Annotated in this window: 9 protein-coding genes; 1 reads left to right on the top strand and 8 read right to left on the bottom strand. The window is 72.9% G+C overall.

Annotated features, from left to right (window positions below):
- Position 1 precedes the first annotated feature (1 nt).
- The 8 genes from AB3X52_RS04910 to AB3X52_RS04875 all read right to left on the bottom strand — a co-directional run bounded on the left by AB3X52_RS04910 (position 2) and on the right by AB3X52_RS04875 (position 12,373).
- Positions 2-2,779, bottom strand: a complete 2,778-nt coding sequence (locus AB3X52_RS04910) for a DEAD/DEAH box helicase family protein (protein WP_367991871.1) — start codon at positions 2,777-2,779, stop codon at positions 2-4.
- A gap of 4 nt (positions 2,780-2,783) precedes the next feature.
- Positions 2,784-5,771 (bottom strand): bifunctional [glutamine synthetase] adenylyltransferase/[glutamine synthetase]-adenylyl-L-tyrosine phosphorylase, encoded by a 2,988-nt coding sequence (locus tag AB3X52_RS04905; RefSeq protein ID WP_367991869.1) that lies wholly within the window; start codon positions 5,769-5,771, stop codon positions 2,784-2,786.
- Between the two features lie 13 nt (positions 5,772-5,784).
- Positions 5,785-6,561, bottom strand: a complete 777-nt coding sequence (locus AB3X52_RS04900; protein ID WP_367991867.1) for a type 1 glutamine amidotransferase — start codon at positions 6,559-6,561, stop codon at positions 5,785-5,787.
- Between the two features lie 15 nt (positions 6,562-6,576).
- Positions 6,577-7,914: a glutamine synthetase family protein gene (locus AB3X52_RS04895; RefSeq protein ID WP_367991865.1), complete on the bottom strand. Its 1,338-nt coding sequence runs from the start codon at positions 7,912-7,914 to the stop codon at positions 6,577-6,579.
- Positions 7,915-7,941: 27 nt separating this feature from the next.
- Entirely contained in the window at positions 7,942-8,670 is a 729-nt protein-coding gene (locus AB3X52_RS04890) for a hypothetical protein (RefSeq protein WP_367991863.1), read from the bottom strand.
- The gene (locus tag AB3X52_RS04885) at positions 8,667-9,314 is read right to left on the bottom strand and encodes a SatD family protein (protein ID WP_367991861.1); all 648 of its coding nucleotides are present in this window, start codon (positions 9,312-9,314) and stop codon (positions 8,667-8,669) included. The genes AB3X52_RS04890 and AB3X52_RS04885 overlap by 4 nt, the downstream gene beginning before the upstream one ends.
- A gap of 71 nt (positions 9,315-9,385) precedes the next feature.
- A complete protein-coding gene (locus tag AB3X52_RS04880) occupies positions 9,386-11,428 on the bottom strand; it encodes an NAD(+) synthase (protein WP_367991859.1) in 2,043 nt (680 codons plus the stop codon).
- A gap of 186 nt (positions 11,429-11,614) precedes the next feature.
- On the bottom strand, positions 11,615-12,373 hold the full coding sequence (locus AB3X52_RS04875) for a class I SAM-dependent methyltransferase (protein ID WP_367991857.1): 759 nt from the start codon (positions 12,371-12,373) through the stop codon (positions 11,615-11,617).
- 121 nt (positions 12,374-12,494) lie between these two features.
- On the opposite strand from AB3X52_RS04875, the gene panB reads away from it, so the two are divergent.
- Entirely contained in the window at positions 12,495-13,370 is an 876-nt protein-coding gene (panB, locus tag AB3X52_RS04870; protein ID WP_367991855.1) for a 3-methyl-2-oxobutanoate hydroxymethyltransferase, read from the top strand.
- The last annotated feature ends 158 nt before the right edge of the window (positions 13,371-13,528 follow it).

Below are 13,528 nucleotides of genomic sequence, written 5' to 3'. Positions count from 1 at the left end.
CTCACGACCACTGCCGCCGGATGACGGTGGTGACGTCGAAGGGGTCACTCCCCGCTTGCGCGGCGAGGATCCCCGCGCCCTCGGGAGACCCGGTGAACAGCGGCTCGTCGCCGCCGATCCAGTGGTCCCACGCCCGCGCATAGGCGTGCGCGCGGCCGGCGTTGGCACCGAGCACCCCGGGGACGGCGTGCCAGACCTCCCCGCCCGCGACGACCCGTCCACCGCGACCGGCCGCCAGCGCGCGCCTGACGTCGGCGAGGCGCCCGGTCGGTGGGGTCAGGACCCGCCGCCGCAGCACGTAGCGCGGCGCCAGCAGCGGCGCCACTGCCTCCTCGAGGGCGGTGGCGAAGACCAGCGACTCGGCCTCGGGGACGCCGCGGAGACGGACGCGATATTCGCCGTCCGCGGCGATCTCGACAGCGAGCCGCGAGGAGTCGGCCGACACCAGCCCCGCAGCGTGCAGGCCGTCGGCCACCGCCGCCGCGACCCTGGCCACCGGCGGGGGTTGGGACGCCTCGTCCAGGAGCGTCCGGCCCCGCGTCAGGGTCCGCGCCGTCGCGACGCTGCCCGCAACGATCGCCGCCGCCACCAGAGCGCCGGCGACAGCGAGCGACGACCAGGCGACCGTGACCGCCAGCACGAGCAGGATCGCCGCCACCACGCCCGGCAACGGCGACATCGGCCCCGGCCCGTGGCGTACGTCGAGCCCCGACTCCCCCACGACGACACGAGCCGGCTCCGCGACCGGCGTCGCCGGCGTGGCGGAGGCGTTCACCAGGGGCGCACCGGCGGTCGCCCGAGGTCGGATCCGGACGGTGCGCGAGGCGACGTCGTCGTACGCCTCCCCGACGCGCCAGCGCCGCCGGACCTCGTCCCGGCGCTCGGCGCGCACGACCATGGCCGCGTTGACGGCGTCGAAGTCCGCGGCGGCCGGTGGCGCGTACGGCGAGAAGCCCGGGTGCAGGTGGCCGACCCCGTCCACGATCGTGCCGTCCTCATCGGCGCCGAAGAAGCCGGTGTGCTTGCGGACGAGACGCTGCCAGTCGTTGTCGCCCCGGGGGTGGTCGGGCGCGACGCAGACGACCGACCAGTTGACCGCGACCTTGTCGGGTCGCTCGGGGTCGGTGCGGAGCGCTCGGCCACGGGTCTGCACGACCGCCGTCGTCGTGGTCACGGCGGTGAGGTCGACGATGCCGCTGACCGACCGCGCGTCCCAGCCCTCGCCCAGCAGGCCACGGGTGCCGACGAGGATCCGGCAGCCGCCCGTCTCGAAGAACCGGGTGACGTGCCAGACCCAGGTGCGGCTGGTCCACGCTCCGGCAAGGACCGGGTGGCCGTCCTCCTCCCGGATCTCCAACCTGGCGGCGAGCTCGGGCGCACCGGCGGCGATGTGGTCGACGAGCGCAGCGAGCGTCGGGCGTGACCCCGCCACCGTCGACCCGGTGACCAGCACCGCGTCCGGGTTCTCGACGAGCAGCGCGTCGAGGAGGGCGATCGCCGAGCCGGCCTGCGGTGTGAGGACGCCGGTGAGGTCCGCCGGCAGCGTGGCCGAGGCCCGCTCGTGGTCGCAGAGCACGAGCAGCCGCATCCGCTCGCCCAGCGCCAGCCGCTCGTGGCGCGCGATCTCGACCGCGGCCGTCGTCTTCGCCGCCGACCGCGCGAGGACCCGGTCGACCGGCGTACGACCCCGGCGTACGCCGGCGCGCGTCAGCGTGTAGCCCACCGCGGGCAGGGCTCGTCGGACGGCCTCGAGCGCGGCGTCGTCCGTCCCGCTACGGCGCAGGACGCCGTCGACCCAGTCGTCGATGAGGACGACCCAGTCCTCGGCGCTCGGCGCCCGGCGGTGCGCCTCCGTCGGACGCGCACCGGGCGGCAGCGCCAGCAGACCGACATGGTGGAGCCGCAGCGCGGCGTCGGTGAGCGCCGGCTCGGTCCGCGCGAGCACGGCCCACGACGGCGCGTCGCCCGCCCGCTCGACGAACCGGCGGTCGAGCCACGTCAGGAACGGCACCGAGCCGAAGGCCGGGTCGGTCAGCTGGGTCACCAGCCCCTGGAACCGCTCCGCCCCCGCCGCCAGCCAGTCGGCCTCCGCCGCGGTGGGGGTCGTGAGCCAGACCAGCTCGGCGAACGGCACGAGGTCGCCCTCACGGACCACCGCCGGGATCGAGGTCTCGAAGACGATGCCGGCGAACAGGTCGTCGACGAGCCTCGCCTGGTCCGTCGTGAGCGCCGCCGGTGGCGTGGCCGTGAGACCGAGGACGAGCGCCTCGGGCAGCGTGTCGAGCAGCTCGGCCAGGAGCTTGCCCCACACCTCGAGCAGGTGGTGGCACTCGTCGAGGACGAGCAGGACCGGTCCGGCCGCCTGCAACCCCGCGATGAGGGCCCGGCCGTTGTCGTGCAGCCGACCGAGGAGCGACCCGTCGTGGTTCCGCCCGTCCTCGCGTCCGTCCTCGTCGACCTCGGCGTCCGGCTCGAAGACCGCCACCGACTGATAGGTCAGCGACGTGACGGCCGCGGAGAGGTCACGGCCACTGCCGGCATCGAGCCCGAGCCGGCGCGCCTGCGCGACCCACTGGGCCGCGATGGCGGTGTTGGGGCTGAGCACGACCGTACGGCGCACGCGATCACCCAGCCGTCGCACCGTCTCCAGGCCGACCAGCGTCTTCCCCGCGCCCGGCGGCAGCGCCACCCACGCCCGGTCCCGCCCCTGCGCCCAGGCGCCGTCGAGTGCGTCGAGAGCCAGCCGCTGGTGACGCCGGAGCCGCGGCTCGCCCGTCACCGCGTCATCCCCAGAACACCCGCTCGACGACACCGTGGGCAACCCTCGTCGCCCGCAGGTAGTCGTTGACCATCTCGTCGGTCGCGCCCGCTGGATAGCCGAGGATGGCGGCGACCGCACGGCGCTCGACGGCGCTGCTCGGCAGCGAGTCCGACGGGCGCCCGCGGGCGAGGGTGACGGCGTTGCGCACCCGGCTGACCAGCCGCCAGGCCTCGCAGAGGCTCGCGACGTCGTCGGGATCGAGCAGCCCGGCCTCACGCGCCGCGGTCAGCGCCTCGATCGTGTGTGGGGTGCGCAGGCCCGGGATCTCGTGGGCGTGCCGGAGCTGCAGCAGCTGGACGGTCCACTCGATGTCGGCGAGGCCGCCGCGGCCGAGCTTGAGGTGGGTGTGCGGGTCGGCGCCGCGCGGCAGCCGCTCGGCGTCGACGCGGGCCTTGATCCGGCGCACCTCGATGACGTCGTCCTCGCTGAGCCCGCCCTCGGGATAGCGCAGCGGGTCGATCATCGCCGTGAACGCCTTCCGCAGCTCCGGGTCGCCGACGACCGCGTCGGCGCGCAGCAGCGCCTGCGCCTCCCAGACGTGGGACCACTTGGCGTAGTAGGACGCGTACGCCGACAGCGTGCGCACCAGCGGCCCCGACTTCCCCTCGGGGCGCAGGCCGGCGTCCAGCTCGAGCGGCAGGTCCGCGCCCGGGAGCGCGAGCAGCCGGCGGAGCTCGCCGACCACCGCCTGGGCGAACGACGCGGCCTGGTGGGGATCGACGCCCGGCGCCGGCTCGTGCACGAAGAGGATGTCGGCGTCGCTGGCGTAGGACAGCTCGAAGCCGCCGTACCGCCCCATCGCGATGATCGCCAGGCGCGTCGGCGGCGACTCGAGACCGCGCGACGCGGTGGCGTCGGCGACGACGGCCCGCAGCGACGCCTCCAGCGTCGCGTCGGTGAGACGGGACAGCGCGGCGCCGACGGTCTCGACGTCGGCCTCGCCCATCAGCTCCGCGGCGGAGATCCGGAAGAGCTCGCGCCGCCGGATCGCGCGGACCGCCTTGACCGAGGCCTCGGCGCCGGTGCGCCGCTCGACGGCGGACGTCATCTCCTCCTCGAGCGCCTCGCCGGTGAGCGGCTCGAGCGACTCACCGAGGATCCGGACGCCCTCAGGCTCCCGCTCGAGCAGGCCGGTGGTGTAGCGCGAGGTCGACAGGATCCGCGCCAGCCGCTCGGCGATGAGGCCCTCGTCGCGGAGCGCCCGGAGGTACCACGGCGACTCGCCGAGCGCCTCGCTGATCCGACGGAAGCCGAAGAGGCCGGCGTCGGGGTCGGGACCTTCCGCGAACCACTGCAGCATGACCGGCAGGAGCGTGCGCTGCACGATGGCGCTGCGTCGCATGCCCCGGGTGAGCGCCTCCAGGTGGCGCAGCGCAGCCGTGGGGTCGGCATAGCCGAGCGCGGTGAGCCGCTCCTCGGCGGCCTCCGTCGAGAGCCGGGCCTCCTCACCGGGGATGCGCGCGACGGCGGCGAGCAGCGGGCGGTAGAAGAGCTTCTGGTGGAGCCTGCTGACCTCGCGGCGCTCGTGGGCCCACTCCTTCTCGAGGCTCACGACCGGCTCCCGCAGGAAGCCCAGCGAGCGCCCGAGCCGGCGCAGCGACGCCTCGTCGCGCGGGACGAGATGGGTGCGCTGCAGGCGGAAGAGCTGGATGCGGTGCTCCATCGTGCGGAGGAACGCGTAGGCGCGGTGCAGCTCCTCGCCGTCCTCGCGGCCGACGTAGCCTCGGCGGGTCAGCTCGGCGAGCGCCGACAGCGTCGTCGGCGCCCGCAGCGTCGCGTCGGCCCGGCCGTGGACGAGCTGCAGCAGCTGCACCGCGAACTCCACGTCGCGCAGCCCGCCCGCACCGAGCTTGAGCTCCCGGTCGGCGTCGCGCACCGGGATGTGGGCGACGACCCGGCGCCGCATCGCCTGGGTGTCGGCGACGAAGCCGTCCCGCTCGGCCGCGGTCCACACCAGGGGCTGCAGGGTCTCGACGTACTCCCGGCCCAGGGCGAGGTCGCCCGCCGCGGGGCGCGCCTTGAGCAGGGCCTGGAACTCCCAGGTGCTCGCCCAACGCTGGTAGTAGCCGAGGTGGCTCGTGACCGTCCGGCTCAACGGCCCCGCCTTGCCCTCCGGGCGGAGCGCGGCGTCGACCTGCCAGATCGTGCCCTCGCCGGTGTGGTCGGAGCAGATCTGCATGAACTGGCTCGCGAGCTGGGTGGCGATCCGCAGCGCCTGCTGGTCGGAGAGGGTGTCGTCACCGAGGTCGACCGGGTCGTGGGCGAACACGACGTCGACGTCCGAGACGTAGTTGAGCTCGTGGCCGCCGCACTTGCCCATGGCGATGACGGCCAGGCGTACGCCGGCGGCCGGCTCCCCCACCCGGGCGCGGGCGATCGCCAGCGCGGCGTCGAGAGTCCCGACCGCGAGGTCGGAGAGCTCGGCGGCGACGTCGTCCACGCCGAGCCCATGGGCCAGGTCCCGCGCCGCGAGGCGCATCAGCCAGCGGCGGTATTCGACCCGGAGCGCGTCCACCGCGTCGGCGTCGGGCAGCGTGGCGACCGGCATCTCGGCGTAGGGCTCGGCCCCGACGGCACGCAGCAACTCCGCTCGCAAGTGGTAGGCCGGCGGCCGGGTCGACCCGAGCGTCGGGTCGCACAGCTCGCGCCACTGCGCGGGATGTCGGACCAGGTGGTTGCCCAGCGCCTGCGACGCTCCGAGAACGGCGAGCAGCCGCATCGCGGTGCCCTCGTCGTCGGCGAGACCGTCCAGCAGGACGCCACCGTCCTCGGCCCGCTCGACCACCGCCACCAGCGAGCGCAGCGCGAGGTCGGGGTCGGCCACCCGGCCGAAGAGGGCGAGGAGAGGGTCGGCCGCCGCGCCGAGACGCTCGAGGTGGGCCGCCGCCTCCTCGGGGTCGCCGAAGCCGAGCCTGAGCAGGCTGCCTTTGCTGGTCGTGGGTCGGATCACGCGTGCCTTTCCGTCAGCGTCCGGGATGTCCGAACTGGTCGGTCGCCGCCGCGCGACCACGCACCAGGGTCGCGAAGGACTCGGCCAGCGGCCGCCAGGTCCTGACGAGCTCGGGCTGGGCGAGCAGCACGGACTCGACGAGCTCGTCGGCGTCGAACCCGAGCCGGCCGAGCCCCACCGCGTCGCTCTCCGCCCACCGCTGGACGAGACCGCTGTCCGCCTCGGGGTGGAACTGCACACCCCAGACGGTCGGGGCGAACCGGGCGGCCTGCACCGCGCCGTCGAGCCCGGTCGCGAGGACCTCGGCGCCCTCGGGCAGGTCCACGACGACGTCGTCGTTCCACCACAGCGCGCGGTCCTCTCCTGCGATCGCGCTGAGCAGCGGGTCGAAGATCACGGCCGGCTCCCAGTCGACCTGTCGCAGCCCGATCGTGGTGCCGTGCGGGTTGCGCTCCACGGTCGCACCCAGCGCGAGCCCGGCGACCTGGTGTCCGAGACAGATCCCGAGCGACGGGAACCCGCCCGCGGCCGCCTCCGCGACGCGCTGCCGCACGACCGGGAGCCAGGCATGCGCGGTGTCCGCGTCGGCGGTCATGTCCCCGCCGAGGACCAGCAGGCCGTCGTACGCATCCCGGCCGGCGCGAGTCAGGGACGGGACGGCGGCACCGAGGTCGGGGCGGCAGACGTCGAGTGCGACGCCCGCCTCGGTCAGCCACTGCCCGAAAAGGGCAGGCGGGCAGCTGTCCTGGTGCTGGACCACCAGGACCCGAGGCAGGCGGGCGTCGCTCACGGCAGCCTCACCCGGTCACAGGACCGGCAGCATCCGGTCCCGCTCGAAGGCCGAGACCTGGCCGCGGTAATCGGCCCATTCCTGCCGCTTGTTGCGGAGGAAGAAGTCGAAGACATGCTCCCCCAGCGTCTCGGCCAGGAGCTCGGAGTCCTCGGCGACCTCGATCGCCTCGTCGAGCGTCTCCGGGAGCGGGTCGATGCCGAGGTTCTTGCGCTCCCGATCGGTGAGGGACCAGACGTCGTCCTCGGCCTCGCGGGGCAGCTCATAGCCCTCCTCGACGCCCTTCATCCCGGCCGCGAGCATGACCGCGAACGCGAGGTAGGGGTTGCAGGCCGAGTCGATCGTGCGGACCTCGATCCGGGTCGACTGGCCCTTGAGCGGCTTGTACATCGGCACCCGGACCATCGCGGAGCGGTTGTTGTGGCCCCAGCAGATGTAGGACGGCGCCTCGCCGCCCCCGAGCATGCGCTTGTAGGAGTTGACCCACTGGTTGGTGACCACGGAGAGCTCGGAGGCGTGGTGGAGCACGCCGGCGATGAACTGCCGGCCGGTCTTGGACAGCTGGTATTCCGCGCCCGGCTCGTAGAACGCGTTGGCGTCGCCCTCGAAGAGGCTGACGTGGGTATGCATCCCGGAGCCAGGGTGCTCGGTGAACGGCTTCGGCATGAAGGTCGCCCAGATGTCCTGGCTCAGCGCCACCTCGCGGATGACCGTCCGGAAGGTCATCACGTTGTCGGCGGTCGAGAGCGCGTCGGCATAGCGCAGGTCGATCTCCTGCTGGCCCGGGCCGCCCTCGTGGTGGCTGAACTCCACCGAGATGCCCATCGCCTCGAGGTAGTTGATCGCCTCGCGCCGGAAGTCGGCGCCCATGGACTGGGCGGTGTGGTCGAAGTAGCCGCTCGAGTCGACCGGCACCGGTGCAGCGCCGTCCTGGGGGCTGTCCTTGAAGAGGTAGAACTCGATCTCGGGGTGGGTGTAGAAGGTGAAGCCCTTCTCCGCAGCCTTCGAGAGGGTGCGCTTGAGGACGTGGCGTGGATCGGCGTACGACGGGCTGCCGTCGGGCATCACGATGTCGCAGAACATCCGCGCCGTCGCACGGCTCTGGTCGCGCCAGGGCAGGACCTGGAAGGTCGAGGGGTCGGGCAGCGCCAGCATGTCGGACTCGCTGACCCGGGCGAAGCCCTCGATCGCGCTGCCGTCGAAGCCGATCCCCTCGGCGAACGCCGCCTCGAGCTCCGCCGGGGCGACCGCCACCGACTTGAGGAAGCCGAGCACGTCGGTGAACCAGAGCCGGACGAAACGGACGTCGCGCTCCTCGAGCGCCCTCAGGACGAAGTCCTCCTGCTTACCCATGGCCGCAACCCTAATGCCCGCAGAGGCCTACGCCACGACGATCGCCAACGTGCCGAGACTGACGAGCCAGGAGACGAAGCTGCCAACCAGGAAGTACTCCGTCACCTCGTCGATCGACGGCCCGTCCGAGGACCCGTCGGCGCTGCGGAACGACTGCAGCTCCGGCCAGCGCACCAGACCCTTCGCCGCGATGACGAGGCTGGCTGCGGTGACGTGGCCGGCGAGGCCGAGACCGAGGATCACGAGCCGCTCCATCGGCCCCAGGAGACGGCCGCCCTTGAGCGCGCGCGGACCGGCGGGCTGCGGTTGGTCGGAGCCGGTCGCCGCGAGCACGAGGCGGACGACGACGTTGCCGGTCGCGAGCTGGACGAGCACGCCGCCCAGGGTGAGGAGCGCGACGTCCGGGTCCGCGCCCGACAGCCATCGCCACGGGGAGGCCTCGAGCCAGTCGGTCACGGGGCCGTCGACCGCGGGCGCCCAGGCGGCGGTCAGCACCGCGAGGAGGACCGCACCGCCGAGGACGGCCAACGGCACCCACGCCCGGCGGCGTCCGGCGCCCGAAGTCAGGGCCCAGGCCAGGACGACACCGGCCACGGCGACGTACGCCAACGCGTCGGGCCAGGAGGTGAGGCCCGCGAGCAGACCCAGCAGGAGCGCCGCCGCGGCGCCGGAGCACCCGGCGGTGAGCCGCGTCGTGGCCGGGCGGACCAGGTCGGTCAGGCCGAGACCGACGAGCAGCAGCGCGAGCCAGCTCACGGCAGCCGCCCGAGCAGCTCATCGGCGCGGACGACCGCCGTCAGACCGTCGCGGCGCACGCGTTGGGACACCGCGGACGCGCTGACCCCGAGGTCGGCGGCGATCTCCTTCTGGCTCATGCCGGCGAGCATGCCAGCGAGCACCGACAGCGACTCCTCGCCCACGCCGTGCAACAGCTCGTCGCGGAGCAGCAGGGCGGCGTTGACCCCCTCGGGGGCGGTGCCGTCGGGAGCCTGCTCGGCGCGGACGTACCACGTGCGCACCGCGCGCGTGGCCGCGCGCTGCTCGGCGGCGGCGACCTCCTCGATCGCCCACCGGGCCGTCCACCAGCCCGGCCCGTCCTCGACCCGGGGCTCCTCGTCGAGCACCGTCACCGGTCCCCAGCCGACGCCGTGCCGCACCTCGGTCACCGCGCGCAGCGCCAGGCGGATCCGCAGCGTCGCACGCACGGCATCTCCCAGCGTGGCGAAGCAGCCTTGGTATTCGTCGCCGGCCGTCACCCACAGCGGTGTGACGGGCTCGAAGGCGCGGTTGACCTGGTCCAGGGCGTCGAGCAGCGCGCGATGGAGCGCTCGGCGGTCGCCGGCGGACTTCGAGCCGACGACGTCCCCGATCACCGCAGCCACGGCGCGAGCAGATGTCATGAGTCCATGATAGCTTCATTCTTCCAGAATGAAGCTAAACACTTCACCCAGTCATCATGAAGCCATCCGCTTCACTTCCGTGGAACTCGGGCCTCCAGTTCCGCGAGCCAGGCCGCCGGGTTCGCGTCCGACGGCATCCGCCAGTCCCCGCGCGGCGACATCGTCCCGCCGTTGCTCACCTTCGGCCCGTTGGGCAGCGCAGAGCGCTTGAACTGGTTGGCGAAGAACCGCCGGATGAAGAGCTCCAGCCAGTGCCGGATCTCCGTCAGGTCGTACGCCGTCCGCCGCTCCTCGGGGAATCCCGGCGGCCACTCCCCCCGCTCGACGTCGTGCCAGGCGCTCCAGGCCAGGAACGCGATCTTGCTCGGCGCGAAGCCGTGGCGGACGACATGGAAGAGGGTGAAGTCCTGCAGCGCGTAGGGCCCGACCTTGGCCTCCGTCGACTGCGGCGTCTCACCGGGCACGAGCTCCGGCGAGATCTCCTGGTCGAGGATCTTCTGGAGGACGGCGTCGGTCTCCGGGTCGAACTGCTCGGTGGAGATCACCCACCGGATCAGGTGCTGGATGAGCGTCTTCGGCACGCCGGCGTTGACGTTGTAGTGGGACATCTGGTCACCGACGCCGTACGTCGCCCAGCCGAGCGCCAGCTCGGAGAGGTCGCCCGTGCCGAGCACGATGCCGCCGCGCTGGTTGGCCGCCCGGAAGAGGTAGTCGGTGCGCAACCCGGCCTGGACGTTCTCGAAGGTCACGTCGTAGACCTCCTCGCCGCGACCGAACGGATGGCCCAGGTCCTTCAGCATCTGGGTGGCGGCCGGACGGATGTCGAGCGTCTCGTACGTCGTCCCGAGCGACTCCATCAGCGCCAGCGCATTGCCCAACGTCTCCTGCGAGGTCGCGAACCCGGGCATCGTGAAGGCCAGGATGTCCGAGCGCGGCCGGCCGAGCCGGTCCATGGCCTTCGCCGCGACGATCAGCGCCTGCGTGGAGTCGAGTCCGCCGCTCACTCCGATGACGACCTTCGTGGTGGGCCCGATCGACTGCAGCCGCCGCTCCAGGCCGCTGACCTGGATGTTGTAGGCCTCATAGCAGTCCTGTGCCAGCTTCTCCGGGTCGTCGGGCACGAACGGGAAGCGGTCGACCTTGCGGCGCAGGCCGCTGCTCGCGAGCGGGGGGCTGAGCTCGAACTCGATCGTCTGGTAGGTGTCGACCGAGCCGCCGTCGCCGCTGAACGCGCGGCGATTGTCGTCGAAGGTCCCCTGCCGCCGGCGTTCGGCGCGGATCCGCTCGAGGTCGACGTCGACGACCGTCCGGCGCGGCCCGTCCGGGAAGCGTTCCGACTCCCCCAGCAGGTCGCCGAGCTCGTAGACCATCGTCTGGCCGTCCCAGGACAGGTCGGTCGTCGACTCCCCCGGCCCCGCCGCGGTGTAGACGTAGGCCGCCGCGCACCGCATGCTCGCCGACTCCACCAGCAGCCGCCGCGCGTCGCTGCGGCCGACCGTGATCGGGCTCGCCGACAGGTTGAGCAGCACCGTCGCGCCCGCCAGGGCCGCGGTCGCGCTCGGCGGCACCGGCACCCACATGTCCTCGCAGATGTCGACGTGGATCACGAGGTCCTTCACGTCGCTCGCCTTGAAGAGCAGCCGCGTACCGATCGGCACGTCCTCACCATCGAGGACGATCGTGCTGTTGACGTCGACGCCCGAGCCGAACCAGCGACTCTCGTAGAACTCCCGGTAGGTCGGCAGGTAGGACTTCACGACGACGCCGAGGATCTCGCCGGCGTGGATCACCACCGCGGTGTTGAGGACGCGGTCCCCGTAGCGCAACGGCGCACCGACCACGATGACCGGCAGCAACTCTTCGCTGGCGACCACGATCGCGGTGATCGCCGCCTCGACCGAGTCGAGCAGGGTGCGCTGGAGGAACAGGTCGTCGACGGCGTACCCCGACAGGCAGAGCTCGGGGAACACCGCCACCGCGACCCCGTCGTCGTGGCAGGCCCGCGCCTGCTCGATCACCGTCCGCGCGTTGGTCTCCGGATCCGCGGTGCTGATCGGGATCGTGCAGGCGGCGACGCGGGCGAAGCCGTGGGCATAGGCGGAGTAGAAGTCCACGCCCCGAGTCTAGGGACGCGGCGATGATCGAGCCGACGGCGCCGCGGCCGGGGTCGTTGCGCCGACACCCGGCGCTCACCCCAACCGACATCGGTCAGCTCCGCACCGTGCCGGCGCCCCGGCCACGCGCTCAGCTGCGCTCGCCCGCGGCGCGCCACGCCGGCCATGCCCGTCGACGTGATCGCCTCACGGATGGGCGAGCACCACGAAGGCGGTGGCATCGACCGTGAAGGGCGCGGTAGGGAGAAGCTCGTGGCAGCGCTCGGCGAGCGCGTTGCGGTCGCCGTCGGAGAGCGAGGCGACGAAGTCGCCGGCAGGCCCGACGCCGAAGGTGTACGGCGTCCACCACTCCCCGAACGTCTGGTATCCCACGCTCACCGTCAGCTCCGAGGAGGTGACGCCGGTGAGACCGGCAGCCGCCATCAGCCGGGCGAGGTCACCGTCCCGCGCGCCGGGAAGCATCGACTCGTCCCGGGCGCCCGGCCACAGCGAGCGGACGGCTCGCCACAGTGGCGAGAGCGGCGCCCGTTCGCCCGCGAGGTCCCACATCGACGCGGCGACGCTGCCGCCGGGCCGCGTCACCCGCCTCATTTCCCGCAGGCCGACCACCGGGTCCTTCATGAAGGCGACCACGAGCTGAGCGACCGCCAGGTCCACGGTGTCGTCCGGCCAGGGCAGCGCCTCCGCGAGCCCGAGGCGTACGTCGACCCCGGGGCAACGCTCCCGCGTCGCTCTCACGAACGACTCGGACGGGTCGACCGCCACGACGCTCTCCGCGCCGAGCCGGTGGACCAGCCGGCTCGTGACGACGCCGGGACCGCAGCCCACGTCCAGGGCACGCTGCCCCTCCGCCGGCCGGACGACCGCCAGGAGAGCGTCGGCCAGCGGCTCGGAGTATCGACCCATGAAGGCGGCGTACGCCTCGGCCCCGACGTCGAAGGACACAACCGCAACCTAGGCCCGACGTGACGACCGCCACAGGGTCATCCGGCCCGCGCTCCCCCTAGCCTGGGAGTGGTCCGTGGACTCCAGCAGGGAGCCGCGAGATGTCACGAAAGGCAGCTCCATGTCGAGCACTGGCAACACCCCGGAAGAGACCGCGCCCTACGGCGGCGGCACCTCGGGCGCAGGTCCGGCGATCAGGAAGGTCCGCACCCATCACCTGGCACAGATGAAGGCGCGCGGCGAGAAGGTCACCATGCTGACCTCCTACGACATGTACACCGCCCGGATCTTCGACGAGGCGGGCATCGACGTGCTCCTGGTGGGTGACAGCGCGTCCAACAACGTCTTCGGCAATGAGACCTCGCTGCCGGTGACGGTCGACGAGCTGATCCCGCTGACGCGCGCCGTCGCCCGCTCCGCGAGGCGGGCGATGGTGCTGGGCGACCTGCCGTTCGGGTCCTACCAGGCCTCGCCGGAGCAGGCCTACCTCACGGCCTCCCGGTTCATGAAGGAGGGGCTCGCGCACGCCGTGAAGCTCGAGGGCGGCGTCGAGCTCGCACCGACGATCAAGAAGCTCGTCGACGGCGGCGTCCCGGTCTGTGCCCACATCGGCTTCACCCCCCAGTCCGAGCATGCCCTCGGCGGCTACCGGGTCCAGGGACGCGGCGACGCGGCCGAGAAGGTGAAGGCCGACGCCCGCGCGGTGGCGGAGGCCGGCGCGTTCGCCGTGGTCATGGAGATGGTTCCCGGTGACATCGCCGCCGAGATCAGCAAGGAGCTGCCGATCGTCACGATCGGCATCGGAGCCGGCTCTGGCTGCGACGGCCAGGTGCTGGTGTGGACCGACGCGATGGGCATCCGCGGGCCGGAGGATGGCAAGCTCCCGCGCTTCGTGAAGACCTTCGCGGACGTGCGCACCCAGCTGCTCGAGGGCGCCCGCTCCTACGCGGCCGAGGTCAAGGACGGCTCCTTCCCCGCGGCCGAGCACACCTTCTGAGGCGGACGGCCTCACGAGTGGTCACTCGTGGCACCGGCCGCACAGCGCGGCTGCCACGAGTGACCATTCGCGCACGCCGGCCCGTCAGGCCGCCCGGCTGACAGATGTCACGCCGAGCAGGTGAGGGAAGAGCGAGGCGCTCGTGCCGTGGGGACGCG

Origin of the sequence: Nocardioides eburneus, assembly GCF_040838215.1 — a bacterium.
GTDB classification, from domain to species: Bacteria; Actinomycetota; Actinomycetes; order Propionibacteriales; family Nocardioidaceae; genus Nocardioides; species Nocardioides eburneus.
The sequence above is the reverse complement of the archived record's forward strand: the minus strand, read 5'-3'. Positions and strand labels throughout refer to the sequence as shown.

Bases quoted from the DNA above. Each gene is read 5' to 3' on its own strand.
- AB3X52_RS04895 (WP_367991865.1), bottom strand. From the start codon at position 7,914: ATGGGTAAGCAGGAGGACTTCGTCCTGAGGGCGCTCGAGGAGCGCGAC.
- AB3X52_RS04885 (WP_367991861.1), bottom strand. From the start codon at position 9,314: ATGACATCTGCTCGCGCCGTGGCTGCGGTGATCGGGGACGTCGTCGGC.
- panB (WP_367991855.1), top strand. From the start codon at position 12,495: ATGTCGAGCACTGGCAACACCCCGGAAGAGACCGCGCCCTACGGCGGC.